Genomic DNA, 15,134 nt, shown 5'->3' on the forward strand with positions numbered 1-15,134 from the left:
ACTTCCTCCTTGAGACCTTTGCGGAGCTTCGGCAGAGGGCCCCCCGGCGATGCCGGTTTAGCACTCCCTGGTGGGCACTTTGAGGTCAGACGGTAGGATGGCCGGCGACTTCGACGCGCCCCGAGCGCCGAAGCACGGCTTCGCTCCAACCAAGCGGGGGCCTGCGCGGCCCTGAAGGGGACTTGGCGGCTTGAGGCTGAGTGGCTCGCCCGCGTCCGCGCCGTGATGGAGACGACGCACGGATACTGGAGCGGATCTCTCGCCCAGCACGTTTTCGATGGCAGGCCGTTGCCGGTGCGCCGGGTTGGCCCGTGAGATGAAAAAGCCCGCCGCGGCTGAGCCGGGCGGGCGAGGAAACGTCTGGGAGGAAAGTGACAGGGCGTCGCAAGGGGCAAGCCAGCCTCAGTTAATGATGCCCTATGCGGGCTCGGTCGCCGCCTCCAGCGCTTTCTCGATGAAGCCGGACCGGGTCAGGCCGGCCGCTTCTGCCGCCTCGTCGGCCACGCGCAACAGCCCCTTGTCGATGGTGATGTTGATGCGGAGCCGCTCGCCCGGAACGCGCCGTGGGGCGATCAGCTGAGCGAGTGCACCGGTCGACATTACCTCCGGATCCTCCGAGATCTCCGACCATGTGCGAGGCGCAGGAATCGGGTCGCCATCAGCGCGCAGGGCAGCCAAGTGACCGGACAGAGCTTCGCGGGCGGCATGTACCGCTTCCTCGAAGGTTTCGCCCTCGGAGACGCAACCGGGCAGATCGGGGAAGGTCACGCCCCAGGAACTGTTATCCTCCGGGGGATGAAGGAATGCGAAATAAGAGTTCATGAGCGACACCAATAGAATACCGAAAAAGTGAAGCGGAACGAGAGACACGGACAGGCGGGGCCTAGAGCCCCGCCGCTTTCTTGATGGACGCGACCGTTTTCGGGTGCATGTCCTTTTTGGGATGAGGGACTGTGATCTTCCCCGGCTTTGCTGGATGCTTGAAGTGGTGGTGGCTTCCCGTGACTGAGTGCTGGGTCCAGCCTGCCGCTTTCAGCATCCGAATGAGATCTCTCGAATCCATGTCTCCGTTCCGCTTCGGTAAGTATAAAATACACACGCCGTACGGGGAGCGCAAGGCAAATGTGTATTTCGTGTGTACGAAATGAGGTGGGGTAAAAGCCGCCAAGCGCGAGGCCGGGCGGCCAAGGTTCTAGGCCGATCTTCCGGGTGCTCATCACGGCTGGCGGAGCTTAGTGATCCTGGCCCGAAGATCCTCGTCGCTCCGCTCCAGCTCCGCCATCTCGTCCTGGATCTCGGCCGAGCGCCGCTCCAACGTCACGCGCCGCACGCTGTCGGCCTTCGGATAGACCGCCGCATTCGCCGCCGTCTCGAAGCGCAGGCGCGCCCTCTGCTGCACGATCGCCTGGCGCTGCAGCTCGAGGGTGGTCACGGCGAGCCCGTCGATCTTCTTCGACGTCGCGCTGTTCGACGCGTCGATCGACGTCACCACGGTCGCAATCTTGGCCTCGACGAAGGCCTGACTCGCCGGCAACGGCAGCCCGAGCGACGTGTAGGCGGCCAGGAAGGTGCCGCCGACGCCGAGGATGGCCGCGCCGGTCTTGCCGTACTCGAGAAGGGTCGAGAACATAGTGGCCCCCAAGGCCGGAGGCGCGACGGTGCTCCGGTCGCGCGAAAAACCCCTCCCGGTGGAGGGGAAGGGTCGAGCTACTGGCGGGCGGCCGAGAGCATGGCGCCGATCTGGGCGTCTTTCCGCTGCGAGGAGCGCGAGGAGCCGAGCCAGAAATCGTAGATCTGCTTGAAGATCACGATCACCGCACCGAGCACGGTATCCATGAGGTGAGCGAGGGCGGTCGGAGGATCGGTGCGCATCAGCATCAGCACCGCCACGATCGCGAAGAAGCCTACCACGCCGACGATCGACAGGATGGCCGGCGCTTTGCCGGACGCGGCATGCTCCTGCTCCAGGCTTACGAGCATGGAACGCGCGCTGGCCACGTCCTGCAGCTCAGCGAGACGCATGCGGGCATCCGCGTCGATCCGGGCGAGCGCGATCCTGGCACCGTCCGGATCGGCGGCGACCTTCTCGGCGATTGCCTCCGGCGTCGGTGGTACGCCGAGAGCGGCGCCCACGGCAGCGGCTGCGGCCTTGCCCACCGCGCCCCCGAGCGATCCGCCAAGGGCAGAGCCGACACCCGGCATGAGCGCTGTGCCGGCGAGACCGCCGAGGAGCGTGCCGAGCGACGGCAACCCGGCTACGGCCATCTGGCCGGCGACCTTCTCCCAATCGGACGACATCAGGCGGTTTCCTTCTTCCTGAAGAGGGCTGCGAGGGCGTCGAGCAGGCTCGGCTTCGCCGGGGTCGAGGGTGCAGAAGAAAGCCCGCCTGTGGGGGCGGGCTGGGAGGGGAGCTTCGGCACCAGAACCGCCGCACCGGCCGGCACCTTCACGGGGCTCTTGTCCCCGCGCCGGGCCCTCGGGAGGGCCTCGCTGTAGGGCGTCGCGGCTTGGTCGCGCTCGCCCTGCCGGCGCGGGATGATCGAGGCCGGCTTGTTCCACATCAGGAACGCCTCGATCGCGCCCGCCATGTCCCCGGCATTGGCGCGCCGGACCACACTGGACTGCGCGAAGGCGACCGGCCCGATGTTGAAGCAGAGCGAGACGCAGGCGTCGAAAAACTCCTGCGGCCAGGCCCGATCGCTGCGCAGGGCCTTCCGGACCGGGTCGACGTATTTCTCGACGCCCTGAGCGAAGAGCGCGTCGCTTTGCGCCTGGGTGATGGTGAGCCCGGGCTTCACGACGATCAGGCCCGAGGCGGTGGTGATCCCGACCCCGATGGTCCAGATGCCGACCGCGTCCTTGTAGGCGGTCAGCCGCTCGCCTTCGCGCGCCTTGAGGGCTGCGCGGCCGATGGGAGAGAGGTCCATCGCGATCTCCGATGCGTGGTATAGTGGGGCGCTGGCGCGGCCCGGAAGTTGGTCCGCCCTCGCGTGCGAGGCGGCTCCTGCCCGGAAGGATGGAGGCTCCGGGGCCGCGTCAGCGCTGCGGGCGATAGGTCCCGAGCAGGCGATCCCGACGGTGGTGACGAGCCCGAAATTCGCCTCGTCGCTGCGTTTCGGCCGTGATCAGCGGCCGTATGCGAGGATCTGGCCGGCGTCGAAGTTGCCCGAGGTGGTCGGGGTGAACCGGATCGCCACGATCGGCGCCGCCACCGTGAGCAGACGCGGATTTTCCAGGGCCGAGACGAGCCCGGGTTCGGAGATGTTCCCGGTGACCATGCCGCAGCGCAGGACCGGGCGACGCTGACCGTTTCCGGAGAGCAGGGCCTGGCCGTTGAGCTGGCCCGCCGCCGAGATCGAGGGGGTGAAGGCGACCGCCGCGCTGAAATTCGTGCCGTCCGTCGAGATCGCCGCGCTGAAGGTCTGGCCCGACGTGGAGTAGTCGTGGGAGATGTTGATCCACGAGAAAGACAGGTCGGTGTATGCGCCGAGCCCCGTGAAGGTGACCGAGGCCGCAGGCGTCGTGCCGAGATCGCCGGAATTCCCGATCTGGGTGTAGGCGATCGGCCCGAAGCCGGCCTGCTTGAGCGCGTAGGCGGTGACGATCTTGCGCGGATCGAGGCCGGCCAGGAGCTCGGCTGCGGAGGCGAACTTGCTCACGACTCACTCAGCCCTGGATCGCGTAGCGATAGGCGCCCGACGCCGGCGCGGAGGCGAAGCTGAAGGTGACGGTGTTCGTGTCGGTGGCGACCCAGTCGGCCATGACCTCTTCGTCGGTCGCGTTGAGGCGCAGTGACACCAGCACGTCCTTGCTGCCGAGGTTATGCGCCACGGCAATGTTGGTGGCCGACCCGTTTCCGAGGTTGCCGGCGACCTTGCGCGAGACGACGGCGGTGTCGATCGAGAAGCCCGCCGAGCCGACGGCGAGACCGCCGCCTGGGGCCGCCACCCCGGTGAAATTCGAGCCGGACAGCTGGACGCCGTTGCTCGCCGTGTAGCTGGCGCCCCCACCAAGGGTCCCCCAGGTGGTCGCCGTGGTCCCGATGGTCACCGCGGCGTCCGAGATGACGAGATAGACCTTGTCGGCGTTGACGCTGCCTTCGGTGACGGTGACCGCGGTGCCCGGGTTGAGCTCGGTGCCGGTGTCGGCGTCGAGCGCGCGGGTCAGTGCCGCGGCCGCGCCCGTCCAGACGTAGAGGCCGTTCTCGGCGCCGCTCGACTGGTTTTTCAGGAGCACGCGGTCGTTGGCGGCCAGCGTGACACCATCGAGCGTCGCGCCGGGCGACGAGAGGGTGACGTTGCCCGTCGAGGCCGCGCGCACCGGCTGCTTCCAGGACAGGCCGCGCGCGACGTTGTCGACATACTGCTTGTTGGCCGCATCCGTGTTCGCGGCTGGGTCGCCGAGGTTCTGGATGCGCTGGTTCTGGAGGTCGAGGCCGTTCGAGACCTTTTTCGGCATGGCGGATCCTCAGGCGAGCACGACGGAGCCGGCGGTGGGCACGGCGAAGACGATGGTGACGGTGGTGGCGGTCGCGACGACGTCGGCGAGCATCTCGGCGCCGGACGTGTCGTAGACGGTGACGATCGGGCGCCGGCCGAGCCCATGGGGGATGATCCAGGTGCCGGCCGGCGTGACCTGGGCCCGCTCGGTCGCCCCGGACCCGCCTGGCGAAGGGGCGCCCCCACCGGACCCGCCATTCTGGGGTGGTTGCACCGCTGCTGGGGCATCCTCGACCCAGATGCGGCCCTGTGCCCAGGTCTGCCGGTGTCCGCCGTGAAGGCAGCGCAGGGCATAGCGCCCCAGGCCGCCTGCCGGCAGGCTTAGGCTCTGGCCGGTGCTGTAGCTCCACGTCACCGTCCCGCCCGCCACATCGACGGCGAGCGCGGCGGGCGAGGCGGCAACGATCTGGCCCGCCTCGACCTGAGAGAGGTCGGCACGCAGGAGCGCCGGCCACCAGATCGTCAGCTCGAACTCCGCGCTGGCCGGGATCTCGGAGGCGCCAGCGGTGCCGAAGCGCCAGACGAGCGGAGGCGTGTCGTCGCCGCGCACGAGGCGCTGCTCGACATAGGCAGAACCGGACATGGCAACCCGTCGGAATGATGAAGCGAGACGGCCGTTCCGCTCGGGCCGCGCGTCAGCGCTGCGGGATGAAGCTCATCACGGCGACTTCTGACGAGCTACGGGGAGGCCACCCCGGTAAAGCGAACGAGGATCACGGGACGAACTTGAGCGCGTTCGACGACGTGTCCCGGTAGACCGCTCCACTGGGCAGCCCGCTCGGCGAGGTCGGGAAATTCTGGACACTCATGCCGTAGGTGACCAGCCGTCCATCGGTGTCGAGGACGAGGCTGTTGCGGCCCTGGCGGCTGTCGTACAGGGCGAACTGCCCCCCGGTGAGCGAGAATTTCCCGAACTGCGTGTTGTCCTGGACATCGTCCAGGCGAACGCCCGGGTCGGCTCCTGTCGTCCGCACGCCGCCGTCGAACAGCAGGGGACCGCCCTTGCCCAGCGTCCGGGCGGGCACGTTGGACCAGCCGTTCGCCGTCGTCGGGTTGCCGCCGCCGAAAAGCGTGTCGTCGACCCGCACCGTGGCGGAGGAGTTCGGGTCGAACTCGATGGCGAATTTCGAGGTTTGGCCCGAACCCGATGCGGTCTTGTAGCCCGCATTGAACCGGAAATTGCCGCCGATCGTCAGACGGGAGTTGGCCGCGCCCGCCATATAGATGTCGGAGAACTGATTGGGCTTGTTGAGGAAGGAGCCGGCGCGGTCCGTGTTGCCGCCGTAGATGCCCCAAGCGGAATAGGGGTCTTGGCTGTCGTACCAGATGTTGTGCTCGCCGTTGTTGTCGGCGGACAGGCCGTAGATGTAGTTGACCCCCGGCGCCCCAGCCTGATCGTAGATGACGACGCCGCGACGGACCCCCGCGTAGGCCTTGAGGCCGTACACGTTGAAGCCCCCGCTGGAGTTGAACAGGATATTGTCGCGCCCGGCATAGATCAGGTCCACGGCGTACATGCGCCAGTCGTAGGCCCCGGTCACCGAGACGTTGTCGCGGTAGGCACCGTTGACGTAGAGCTTGTTGATGACCGCGAACCCGTTCCACCAGCCGGAGGCGTTGAGGCCATCTCCGGGCGGCGAGAAGATTTCGAGGTTGTCGAGCTTCACCACCGTGTAGACCGGGTTGCTGGCCGGGCTCTGAATTGCGAGCCCGTGGGCGACGTTGCGGCCGGCCGCGTCATTCTTGTCGGGATGCTTCAGGATCAGGTTGCCGAGCCGGATCTGGCAGGGCGGCGCACCGCCCGAGGCATAGTAGTCGAAACCATCGTGGGCGCAGGCAATCGTCACGCCCGGCGCGGTCGTCCCGGCAGCAGCCAGCAGCGTGGTCCCGCGCGGGTCTGCATCGAGATCGATGCCTCGGCTCAAGGTGATCGGCCGGTGGAGGATCTGACCGCTCGGGAGCGCCACTCTGCAGACCGGCTTGCCCTCGGTGCCGCGTCCCTGGCAGGTCGCGATCGAAGTGTTGAGCGCAGCCGTGTCGTCCGTGATGCCGTCCGCCTTGATGCCGCAGGTGCGCGCATCCAGGAACCCGCCGATCGGGCCGCGTATCCAACGCCCCGGGCCGGAAGCGCCGGAGGGCGCGATCGCGGTGCATCCATCATCGGCCGAGGTCGAGGTCGACGCCCAAGTATAGGTCGCCCCGCCCCCATCGCCTGCCTCGTAGTAGCCCGATGTCCTAACGGCGGCGCCGTTCACCAAAGGAGCGGTCGGCCAAGCCTTCAGCGCCGAGACCGATGGCACGTTGAAGTGGGTTGCGCCCAACCAATCCGATTGAGTGCGAGAACCGCTGGCGCCCGGCGCCCGAGCAGACATCAGCGACACGTCACCGGTCGAGCCGGAGCCCGTAAGCGACAGGACCTGCGCCCCGAGCGTCCCAGTGAACACGGGACCGGCTAGAGGAGCGAGTCCGGAGATGGTTTTGGCGAGGGTCCCGACCGGCGCAGTGGTGTTCGGCGCCACGCTCATCAGGGATGCGTCGCCCGTCGAGCCGGGCCCGGTGATCTGCAGGACGTCCGGGGTCAGGATCGTCTTGCCGGCCTGCCGCTTGCCGAGGCTCGGCAGGCCGGAGCCGAAGCTGATCGTGCCGTCGCTCTTCAGCGTGCCCGGCGAAAGCGGGCGGTCCTGAGAAAGCGCCGGCCCGGCAGCGAGCAGGACGCCGAGAAGGACGGAGATGCGAAGCCTGCTCATACGGCGCGGATCCACAGATTGGCGGCGCCACGGCGGAAGCCGAGGCCCTGGTAGGGATTGGTGATCTGGACGGAGGCCTGGCCGGCGATGCTGTCACCCGTGCCGGCCTGGATGGTGATCGGGAGGGTTTCGGAGCAGGCCCCGCTCTCGTCCGCGATGAAGAGCACCTGCCCGAGCGGGTAGCGAGCGGGCAGGAACACGGTGCGCGGCGCGGTGAGAGACACCAGCCCGACCTGCACATCCGTGGAGAGACAGTGATAATCCAGATCGGAAACACTGGTATGGTGGATGGCTGCGCAGCCCTCGATCGCATCCGGAATGGTCGTGGTCTGGTCGCCGATCGTGACGGACGCCAGCGGGATGATGGCCTCGATAACCGCTCGGGCAGAGGAGTCGGAGGGCACGTCGCCGAGGAAGGTGCGCAACCTAAAGGAGGCGAGGCCGCCCACTGCGCCCACGTCGTCCCGGATGATCGAAGCCTCGCCGAGGGCGACGGTGATCGCGTTCGCCGCATCGGCGCGCCCCATCGGCTGGCGCCATTTCGCACCGCTCGGCACGGCGTTGGCCAGCGAGCCTCCTGCCCCTATGAAGAGGCGATCGCCGCCGGCGAAGGCACCGAGGATCCCTGTCATGGGGCCGATGGACTGCGCCAGGCCGCTCACGCCAACGGCCACGTCCTGCGTCAGGATGCCGAGGACACGGCCGCAATGGCTCGGATCGTAGGGGTCGGCCTGGATCATCTGCAGCCCGGCACCGACTACCACGGTGCCCCTGGTCATCGCCACGGCCGCCACGCGCTCGACGAAGGCCGCACCGCCTCGGGTCAGCTCGGTCTGCCGAACGCGGACGAGACGGCCGTTCTGATGCACGGGCACGAGTTCGTTGCCGGTGATCTGGGCAGCCGCAGGCAGCGCCGGAACCGTAACGGTCACCAGATCGGTCATCGGGCTCTCGGGAGACGGGATGGGGGACTCGGAGGGCGGCGGGCGGGGACGAGGCGCCGGTGCGGCCGTCGCCCGGGCTCTACGCCTCGATGAGAGCGGCCGCGCGGAACAGGTCGTCGATCTCGGTGGAGGTCAGGCCGAGAGTGGTACCGATCTGCACGACATAGGGGTTGGTCCGCTGCCAGCTCGAGGCCTTGTCGAACCACAGCTTCACCTCGTCGGTCCCCTCGGCCACGAGCGCCTTCACCTGGGCGAGCAGGCCGATCCGCAGCAGCTGGATCTGGGCCTGCACGCTGGATACCGCGCCCGGAACCGGTGGGGGCTCCGCGGGGGCCGGGACGAGGGCCCCGTCCTGCAGCATCCAGGCCTTCGGGGCGGCGAACTGCTCGAGGGTACAGGGGACCTCGTGCTCGTGCGGCTCGTAGCCGGGCACGGAGGTCTGCGACGAACCGATCCCGCGGCCGGTCGCGGGATCCAGAAGAAGATAGGTCTGCATGGGTCAGCCCGGGATGAAGAGGTAGGTCAGGTACTGCGACGCCGGGAACTGGATGGATTGGGATGGCTGGCAGTCGCTGCTCACCGTCACCGCGTCCCCCGCCGAGACCTTGGCGCTCGCGATCGAGGTGCTCGCGCCGGAGATGCTGTCGCCTGCCCCGGTGGTGGCGTTGCCGTTCACCGACACCGTCGCGGAGTTGGAGATGTTGCCGTTCGACGGGCTGGAGTTGAGCGTCGAGAACACCAGCACCACGCCGGCGAAGGTTGCCGTGAAGCTGGCGCTCAGCCGCGAGTTGACGCCGGTCTGCGGCAGATAGGCGAAGCGCTGCTGGGTCCCCGTGAAGCCTGATCCGGGCGGCGCGATCTCCTGGGCGAGGTTCAGGAGCACCAGGTTCGTGCCGTCATAGGTCAGCGCCGCGACCCGGCTGATATCGCCCGGGCGCAGCGCGTTGCCGTTCGAGCGCACCACGTTCCTGGGGCCGAAGCCATTGAGGTCGGCTGTGACCGGCCCGGTGTTCGAGCCCGACAGGCCGATGATGTAGAGGGCATCGACCTCGTAGCGGGCCGGGCTCGGCGAGAGGCTGGCGACGATCGTGTTGACGCTACCCGAGTTGGTGCCGCGATACAGCGGCGCCGGCGCGCTTCCTATGCCGTGCAACTGGAGTGCGGTCCCATCGTCGAGAAGAACGATGGTCTGGCCCGCGACCCAGTCGCCCCTCCGGATCGCCGTGCCATCGGGCCGGACCACGTTGCGGAGGCCCGCTCCGAGGTTCGCCTGCGTCCCACCGTCCACGGAGTCGTGGGCGACCTTGACGATGTAGGCGACGAAGGGCTCGTAGCTCGCGATCACCGGCGACACGGCTGCGCTGACGACGGCAGCTGCGTTCGATGTATCCGTGCCGTGATGCCAGAGCGCCGGGCCCGGCGTACGGCTGGCGATCGCCTTCCACAGCATCGCGTCGTCGGCATTGTCGAGATCGATCCCGGATGCGCGGATCGCGTAGCGCAGCTGGGCGAGCAGGGCATTCGCCCAGACGGCCTGCAGCTGCGTGCCGTCGCGGTTCGCCTGGCTCGAACAGGGCGCGAACCACGTGTCGGTGCCACCGAAAATGCGGGTGTCGGACGGCCGCGAGGTCACGGCTCCGACCGCCGAAGCGGGGCCGAGCAAATCGAGGTTGGCAACCATGAGGATGAGGCTCCGGCGCGTCCGGAACGACCGGCGCGGCAGGTTAAGGGTGCCCTGTCAGGGCCGGCGGTCACGCGTGGATGAGGATGGCCGCGTTCTGCTCGGTCACGACGGGCGATGCCGTTTCGGTGCCGAGAACCTGAGTGCCGTAATCGAGCTGGTAGGCGACCTCGACGTGAGCGGGCACGACCCGCTCGAGGAGACAGGCCAGCGCCGAGATGTCGGGATCACAGCCGAAGACCGCGTCGAGAATGCTGCAGTCCATCGAGACGGCGCCGGCCGACGTCTGCGTGTAGGCCGGGCTCTGGTTCAGGTAGACCGTGAAGAGAAGGTGCGAGCGCACGTAATCGCCGCCGGCGACGGCGCAGTCCATCACCATCATGTCGGCATAGCTCGCGCAGTCCCCGTTGTCGCTCGAGCATTCGATCTCCCACCCGGCGCGCCGTGCGATCTCCCGGTAGTAATCGCACCGGGTGCCCCCGAGCGCGGCCACCTTGCTGCAGAGGTCCGGAAAGGGGTCGCAGGCGTCGGGAAGGCCGTACTCGACGAGCCAAGCGTCCTCGAGCTCGTCGGTCGTGCCACACCAGAACTGCCGGCGCAGATCGCAGATGCGCTGGTGGGCGAAGGCGAAGACATGCGCCACGCCGCGCCAGAAGCCCCACTGCACGCTCCCGGGACGGTGCGCGGCCGCCCAGGCAAGCCCCGAGGGCAGGAGCGCGCGGAACTCGGCGTGGCAGTCGTCGAGATCCGGGCAGTACTCCGGATCGATGCCGATCAGGCAGTCGCTCACGAGGAGACCTGCGGGAAGGAGAGGGTGCCGAGCACCGGGATGAAGCCGGCCGGGATCACCACGTCCGCGCCGGGCGCGGCGAGGCCGTGACTGTCCTCCCCGGAGGCCTGCGAGACCGCCTCGTCGAACCAGCTGGCCGACATCGTATGCGGCGTGGTCAGGAACGGCAGGGCGGGGTGTCCCGCATCGGTTCCGGAGACGCGGCCGCGCCGGGCGATCATATCGGCGAGCTCGGTCCGGATCGCGCTCTGGACGCTCTTGATGTTCGGCGCGAGCTTGGAGAGCGTGACGTCGATCGGGTAGGGCTGGGCGGCCAGCACGAAGACGTCCGCATCCGAGGGCGCGTAGAGCTGGAGGTGCTCGGAGATACGGACCAGATCCGCCTGGGTCGGGATGCCGTTGGGCCGGCTGTCGTCCATCAGCGGGTAGACCGCGACCGTGCCGCGGCCGAGGGGGCGGCGGGCCACGAAGACCCGGGTCACCCCGGCGACCTCGCCGGCCCAGGACACGTAATCGGCCGGCGCCCCGCCGTGGATCGGATTGCGCTTTCGGAACAGCACCCGTGCCCGGAGGCTCGTGCCGATATCCTCCGGCTCGGCGCCGCCCTTCAGGCCGGCGGCATCGACGGTGATGCTGTCGATCGCGCCGGAGGTGCCGTCGCCTGGATCGAGGAGCGCATCCGCTTCCGTGTTTCCGGCTGTGCCGGCGACGAGGGCGGTGACGCCCATCGCGTAGGTCTCGGCGCCCGTGGTGGTCCGGGCCGCGGCGGTGACGAAGGCGGCTCCATCCGAGCGCAGGAGCGTGGCGCCCTTCAGCACGGTCGAGGGACCGCTTGTCGCGATCACGACGGTGCCGACCGCCGGCGCGGCCGGCTGCCGGGACAGCCCGAACTCGGTGGCGTGCCGCAGCACGCCGTCAGGGCTGGCCGTGTGGGCGAAGATGTCCTGGCGCACGATGTCGAGGCGCTGGAACAGGGCCGCCATCGCCCCGCCGATCACCTTGGCGGTGACGGAGAGGTTGTTCGGCCAGATCGCGGCGTCCGAGCCCTTCAACTCGGAACGGAAGCTCAGGCGGGCCCGGCGGACCGTGTCGGCGAGGCTCGGGATCGTGAAGCTCACGCGACCTGCTCCCAGATCTGTTCGAAGCGCCGGGCGAACAGCGTGGTGCCCTCCCGCGCGTAGAGGCCGACCTCGAGCTCGATGCGCTGGCGCGGCTCGTTCAGCGTCGCGGTGCACGTGATGCGCGCGACGATCCCTTGCGGGCTCTGCAGAGGCTCGAGGGCCTCGTAGGCGAGCTGCTCGGCCCAGCGCCGCATGTCCTCGCCGGCCGGGCCCGACAGGGGCGCGCGCCGGAACAGCCAGAGCAGGGAGCCGAGCGGGCCCTCGCCGGCGGCGGCGTCGACGTCGATGGCGTCGCCCCACCAGCCGCGCGGATCGCCGTCGGCGAGGTAGGCGAGCGGATGGTCGGTCGGGCAACGCCGGTCCGTGAACAGGCAGAGGATCACGGCGGAGGCGAGCCCGGCCTTCGCCTGCAGGCCGCCGCGGTTGCTCGGCTCGTCGCTGCCGGCGAGAGCCCAATCCGCTCCGTTCTCGAGCACGACGAGGTCACCCGACCAGACCGTGTCCCAGACCAGGTACGGATCGCCGTCGCAGCCCTCGGCCTGACGGATGCGCACGTCGACCATGGCTCAGACCGCATAGACCTTCGAGGCGGATCCTTGGGCGGTATCGCCGTGGCTGTCGACGTCGCCCTTGCGATGGACGAGCTGGCCGCCCTCGCCGCCGAGGTGGACCTCGCCGTCGAGCACGATCTTCTGGCCCTTGAGGGTGATGGTGCCGCCGCTGACGAGGCGGATGTTCTTCTCGACCAGCGAGATCGCGTTGCCATGGGCATCGTAGATCACGGTGTCGCCGGCCTTCTGCTTGGACGGCCGGTGGTCCTTGTGCTCGCCCTGCAGGAACAGCATCCGGTCCGAGCGGCCCCCGAGCGCCAGGACGAACCCCTCGGACCCGATCGGCGGCACCGAGGAGACGCCGTGCCCCTGCTGGCGGTAGACCTTGAACTCCTCGCCCTTCAGCCCGGTGGCCGTGACGATCTGCTGGGTGCCGTCGTCCTCGACCTTCTTGATCGCGGCCCGGCGCAGCATGGTGCGCACGGCGTCGTCCGTGTCGAAATAGGCCATCAGGTGCCTCCGAGGCCCCAGCTGGAGCCGGACTTGTTGCCCTTGCCGGCCTTGCCGCCGAAAGCGCGCGGGTCGCAGAGTTCGAGGCGGGTCTTCGAACCCTCGCCATCCTTCGAGAAGTTGACCGACTTGATCAGCATGTCCTGCATGATCGACAGGAACGGGCTCTCGACCCAGACCAGGTAGCCGGGCTCCCAGAGCTTGCCGGCCTGGTCGCGGAAGCCCTGCATGGTGATGGTGGCGGAGAGCGCGTTGCCGGCCGCGCGATCGCGCCGGGTCTCCGCCCGCTTCTTCACCGTCTTTTCGTCGGTGTCGTCCTCCTGAATGACGATGACCGGGCGGTGCCGGCCCACGGCAGCGTCCCTGACCTTGGCCTCCAGCTCGAGGGCGCCCTTGCCGTGCCCGGCCGCGCGCTGCCCCCTGACGGTGTAGGAGCTGTGCCGGTTCGACCAGTCGTGGTTGGCGTCCCCGACCAGGAGGTTCACGCCCTCGATGAGGCCGCCGGCGTGCCGCTTGGATCCGGCCTTCGTGACCTTCATCCCGCCCTCGGCGGTGCCGGTGACGGTGCAGCCCTGCTTGCGCGCCAGGCGCTCAAGGCAGCGGAACAGGGTCTCGCCCGGCGTGTGCTGGTAGGCTTCGACCTTCTCGAGCTGCTGGTCGGTCTCGATCTCGACGTCGATCCCGTCCGCGAGCTCCTTGGCGATCGCGACCGGGTCCTTCTTCTCGATCCGGCCGGTCTTGTGGTCGGCCGAGCAGTCGATGGCATCCTGGCTCTTCGAGCGCCCCGAGATCCCGATCGACGCCGAGCTCGACGTCAGCGACGGCCTGTAGGCATCGACGTAGCCTGTCAGCAGCAGGTCGCCGTTCGAGGCGATCCTCACCTCCGAACCGGCGGCGAAGATGCCGTGCGTCGCGCCGGGCCCGAACTCCGCGGCGATCGTCGCCTCGAAGCTGCGCGCGGCCGCGTCGAACTCCGCGGTCACCGACACGCTCTCGAAGGCCGTGTAGGGCGTGCCCCCGACCGAGATCGTCACGATTTCCTGGGGCATCAGTAGGCCAGCGCCTCGATCGTCGTCGGCATGCGCGAGGGCACGCGCACGGCATTGCGGGCGACGAGCTCGTCGGCCCGGGCGGGATCCTCGTAGAGCCGGTAGGCCAGCACGATCGCCGGCAACCGGATCCTGGTTTCCACGCTCACCACCGGGGCGAGGGTGGTGATGACGTTCGACAGGTAGGCCACGACGGCGTTGCGCAGGCCCTCGAGGGCCTCGAACAGCGCCGTATCACCGGCGCCGGCACAGGCCTCGAGCTCCGCCCCGAAATACTCCGCCACGTCGGCCCGGGCCGTGACGCCCTCCGCCCGGGAGGCGTAGGCTTGGCGGGCCAGCGCCTCGGCATAGGCCGTGAGCGCCGCGACGCGCAGGACGCGGAGCGCAGCGTTCTGTGCGGCCACGGCCCGCTTCCGGTTCTCCGTCGCGGTCGGGGGCGCCGCCACGGGCGCTGCCAAATCCACCACCGACAGGAAGGCCGGAGCGGCCAGCGCGGGGGCGAGACCGTCGCCGAGGTCGCGCGCCGCGGCGACGAGGCCGGCCGCTGGCGTCGCCGGGTCGGTCTCGATCGCAGCCGCGTCGACGGTGGCGAGCACGCCGAGGATCTGGCCCTGGGCGAGGGACACGGCGGGGTCGACGGGATTGTCGAGGCGCAGGACATTGAGGGTGAGCGCGGCCGTGTCGAAGGCGTCGACCGCGGCGCCCAGGACGTAGTCGGGCAGCAGCGCCGTCGCATCGGCGGCGATCCCGATCAGCGAGAGTGCGCCCTGGAAGGCGCTGCCGATGACGCCTTCGACGGCATCGGCCGCCACGAAGATGAGGTTGGCGAGGCTCGCCGCCGTGAACAGGGCCGAGGCGTAGCCTTCCCGGACGAAGGAGAGGCTGTAGGCGATGTAGCCCAGGCGATCCCGCTCCCGGGACCGCTTGAAGTCCTGCCCTCGGACCTGGATAGGGCCGTGGGTGGGCAGCACCAGCGAACCGGCGCCCTCGCGGTCGATGGCCGCCGTCAGCGCCCGGGCGCTCGCGGCCGCGCCCTCCGAGGCCAGGTAGGCCGTGACCTCGTATTTGCGGGCCTTCGAGCCGAGGTCCTCGTTGTAGGGGTCGTCCCGGCCGGGGAACTCGTGCACGACCAGGCGGCGGCCGCCCGCTTCCTCGTCGTTGAGGACGAAGAAGGGGACGCCGCGGAAAGAGGCGGGCCAGAGCTCCGCGCTGGGATCGCAGCCCGACATGGCGATGTCCTAC

At 69.1% G+C, this 15,134-nt stretch carries 18 protein-coding genes; all 18 read right to left on the minus strand.

All coding sequences use genetic code 11. The features are described from left to right. Nucleotides 1-417: 417 nt before the first annotated feature. The 18 genes from MFF21_RS13920 to MFF21_RS14005 all read right to left on the minus strand — a co-directional run bounded on the left by MFF21_RS13920 (nucleotide 418) and on the right by MFF21_RS14005 (nucleotide 15,121). The gene (locus MFF21_RS13920; RefSeq protein WP_238311717.1) at nucleotides 418-822 is read right to left on the minus strand and encodes a type II toxin-antitoxin system HicB family antitoxin; all 405 of its coding nucleotides are present in this window, start codon (nucleotides 820-822) and stop codon (nucleotides 418-420) included. Between the two features lie 61 nt (nucleotides 823-883). Beyond that, the gene (locus MFF21_RS13925; protein WP_238311718.1) at nucleotides 884-1,063 is read right to left on the minus strand and encodes a type II toxin-antitoxin system HicA family toxin; all 180 of its coding nucleotides are present in this window, start codon (nucleotides 1,061-1,063) and stop codon (nucleotides 884-886) included. A 153-nt stretch (nucleotides 1,064-1,216) separates the two neighbouring features. Then, nucleotides 1,217-1,630 carry a hypothetical protein gene (locus MFF21_RS13930; RefSeq protein WP_238311719.1) on the minus strand — a complete coding sequence of 138 codons (414 nt, stop codon included), beginning with the start codon at nucleotides 1,628-1,630 and terminating at the stop codon, nucleotides 1,217-1,219. Nucleotides 1,631-1,707: 77 nt separating this feature from the next. Continuing rightward, nucleotides 1,708-2,298: a hypothetical protein gene (locus MFF21_RS13935; protein ID WP_238311720.1), complete on the minus strand. Its 591-nt coding sequence runs from the start codon at nucleotides 2,296-2,298 to the stop codon at nucleotides 1,708-1,710. Then, nucleotides 2,298-2,927 carry a lysozyme gene (locus MFF21_RS13940; protein WP_238311721.1) on the minus strand — a complete coding sequence of 210 codons (630 nt, stop codon included), beginning with the start codon at nucleotides 2,925-2,927 and terminating at the stop codon, nucleotides 2,298-2,300. Before MFF21_RS13940 ends, MFF21_RS13935 begins: the two co-directional genes overlap by 1 nt. A gap of 198 nt (nucleotides 2,928-3,125) precedes the next feature. After that, nucleotides 3,126-3,659 (minus strand): hypothetical protein, encoded by a 534-nt coding sequence (locus tag MFF21_RS13945; protein WP_238311722.1) that lies wholly within the window; start codon nucleotides 3,657-3,659, stop codon nucleotides 3,126-3,128. A 7-nt stretch (nucleotides 3,660-3,666) separates the two neighbouring features. Continuing rightward, nucleotides 3,667-4,458, minus strand: coding sequence for a hypothetical protein (locus MFF21_RS13950; protein WP_238311723.1), 792 nt, complete (start codon nucleotides 4,456-4,458; stop codon nucleotides 3,667-3,669). Between the two features lie 9 nt (nucleotides 4,459-4,467). Then, complete coding sequence (locus MFF21_RS13955) at nucleotides 4,468-5,082, minus strand: hypothetical protein (protein ID WP_238311724.1); 615 nt, start codon at nucleotides 5,080-5,082, stop codon at nucleotides 4,468-4,470. 130 nt (nucleotides 5,083-5,212) lie between these two features. Further along, nucleotides 5,213-7,261 carry a putative phage tail protein gene (locus MFF21_RS13960; RefSeq protein ID WP_238311725.1) on the minus strand — a complete coding sequence of 683 codons (2,049 nt, stop codon included), beginning with the start codon at nucleotides 7,259-7,261 and terminating at the stop codon, nucleotides 5,213-5,215. Then, nucleotides 7,243-8,190, minus strand: a complete 948-nt coding sequence (locus MFF21_RS13965) for a hypothetical protein (protein WP_238311726.1) — start codon at nucleotides 8,188-8,190, stop codon at nucleotides 7,243-7,245. The genes MFF21_RS13960 and MFF21_RS13965 overlap by 19 nt, the downstream gene beginning before the upstream one ends. Nucleotides 8,191-8,269: 79 nt before the next feature. Next, nucleotides 8,270-8,686, minus strand: a complete 417-nt coding sequence (locus MFF21_RS13970) for a hypothetical protein (RefSeq protein ID WP_238311727.1) — start codon at nucleotides 8,684-8,686, stop codon at nucleotides 8,270-8,272. 3 nt (nucleotides 8,687-8,689) lie between these two features. Beyond that, on the minus strand, nucleotides 8,690-9,871 hold the full coding sequence (locus MFF21_RS13975; RefSeq protein WP_238311728.1) for a hypothetical protein: 1,182 nt from the start codon (nucleotides 9,869-9,871) through the stop codon (nucleotides 8,690-8,692). Nucleotides 9,872-9,941: 70 nt separating this feature from the next. Beyond that, nucleotides 9,942-10,661 carry a hypothetical protein gene (locus MFF21_RS13980; RefSeq protein WP_238311729.1) on the minus strand — a complete coding sequence of 240 codons (720 nt, stop codon included), beginning with the start codon at nucleotides 10,659-10,661 and terminating at the stop codon, nucleotides 9,942-9,944. Continuing rightward, nucleotides 10,658-11,779 carry a baseplate J/gp47 family protein gene (locus MFF21_RS13985; protein ID WP_238311730.1) on the minus strand — a complete coding sequence of 374 codons (1,122 nt, stop codon included), beginning with the start codon at nucleotides 11,777-11,779 and terminating at the stop codon, nucleotides 10,658-10,660. The genes MFF21_RS13980 and MFF21_RS13985 overlap by 4 nt, the downstream gene beginning before the upstream one ends. Then, a complete protein-coding gene (locus MFF21_RS13990) occupies nucleotides 11,776-12,345 on the minus strand; it encodes a phage GP46 family protein (protein WP_238311731.1) in 570 nt (189 codons plus the stop codon). Before MFF21_RS13990 ends, MFF21_RS13985 begins: the two co-directional genes overlap by 4 nt. 3 nt (nucleotides 12,346-12,348) lie before the next feature. Next, nucleotides 12,349-12,843, minus strand: coding sequence for a phage baseplate assembly protein domain-containing protein (locus MFF21_RS13995; protein WP_238311732.1), 495 nt, complete (start codon nucleotides 12,841-12,843; stop codon nucleotides 12,349-12,351). After that, nucleotides 12,843-13,892 carry a phage baseplate assembly protein gene (locus tag MFF21_RS14000; RefSeq protein ID WP_238311733.1) on the minus strand — a complete coding sequence of 350 codons (1,050 nt, stop codon included), beginning with the start codon at nucleotides 13,890-13,892 and terminating at the stop codon, nucleotides 12,843-12,845. Before MFF21_RS14000 ends, MFF21_RS13995 begins: the two co-directional genes overlap by 1 nt. Beyond that, nucleotides 13,892-15,121 (minus strand): DNA circularization N-terminal domain-containing protein, encoded by a 1,230-nt coding sequence (locus tag MFF21_RS14005; RefSeq protein ID WP_238311734.1) that lies wholly within the window; start codon nucleotides 15,119-15,121, stop codon nucleotides 13,892-13,894. The genes MFF21_RS14000 and MFF21_RS14005 overlap by 1 nt, the downstream gene beginning before the upstream one ends. Between the last annotated feature and the right edge of the window lie 13 nt (nucleotides 15,122-15,134).

The sequence above is a fragment of the Methylobacterium organophilum genome (genome assembly GCF_022179465.1).
GTDB classification, from domain to species: Bacteria; Pseudomonadota; Alphaproteobacteria; order Rhizobiales; family Beijerinckiaceae; genus Methylobacterium; species Methylobacterium organophilum.

Excerpts from the sequence above, each read along its gene's own strand:
- MFF21_RS13920 (WP_238311717.1), bottom strand. The coding sequence starts at position 822 with ATGAACTCTTATTTCGCATTCCTTCATCCCCCGGAGGATAACAGTTCC.
- MFF21_RS13925 (WP_238311718.1), bottom strand. The coding sequence starts at position 1,063 with ATGGATTCGAGAGATCTCATTCGGATGCTGAAAGCGGCAGGCTGGACC.
- MFF21_RS13930 (WP_238311719.1), bottom strand. The coding sequence starts at position 1,630 with ATGTTCTCGACCCTTCTCGAGTACGGCAAGACCGGCGCGGCCATCCTC.
- MFF21_RS13935 (WP_238311720.1), bottom strand. The coding sequence starts at position 2,298 with ATGTCGTCCGATTGGGAGAAGGTCGCCGGCCAGATGGCCGTAGCCGGG.
- MFF21_RS13940 (WP_238311721.1), bottom strand. The coding sequence starts at position 2,927 with ATGGACCTCTCTCCCATCGGCCGCGCAGCCCTCAAGGCGCGCGAAGGC.
- MFF21_RS13950 (WP_238311723.1), bottom strand. The coding sequence starts at position 4,458 with ATGCCGAAAAAGGTCTCGAACGGCCTCGACCTCCAGAACCAGCGCATC.
- MFF21_RS13955 (WP_238311724.1), bottom strand. The coding sequence starts at position 5,082 with ATGTCCGGTTCTGCCTATGTCGAGCAGCGCCTCGTGCGCGGCGACGAC.
- MFF21_RS13965 (WP_238311726.1), bottom strand. The coding sequence starts at position 8,190 with ATGACCGATCTGGTGACCGTTACGGTTCCGGCGCTGCCTGCGGCTGCC.
- MFF21_RS13970 (WP_238311727.1), bottom strand. The coding sequence starts at position 8,686 with ATGCAGACCTATCTTCTTCTGGATCCCGCGACCGGCCGCGGGATCGGT.
- MFF21_RS13975 (WP_238311728.1), bottom strand. The coding sequence starts at position 9,871 with ATGGTTGCCAACCTCGATTTGCTCGGCCCCGCTTCGGCGGTCGGAGCC.
- MFF21_RS13990 (WP_238311731.1), bottom strand. The coding sequence starts at position 12,345 with ATGGTCGACGTGCGCATCCGTCAGGCCGAGGGCTGCGACGGCGATCCG.
- MFF21_RS13995 (WP_238311732.1), bottom strand. The coding sequence starts at position 12,843 with ATGGCCTATTTCGACACGGACGACGCCGTGCGCACCATGCTGCGCCGG.
- MFF21_RS14000 (WP_238311733.1), bottom strand. The coding sequence starts at position 13,892 with ATGCCCCAGGAAATCGTGACGATCTCGGTCGGGGGCACGCCCTACACG.
- MFF21_RS14005 (WP_238311734.1), bottom strand. The coding sequence starts at position 15,121 with ATGTCGGGCTGCGATCCCAGCGCGGAGCTCTGGCCCGCCTCTTTCCGC.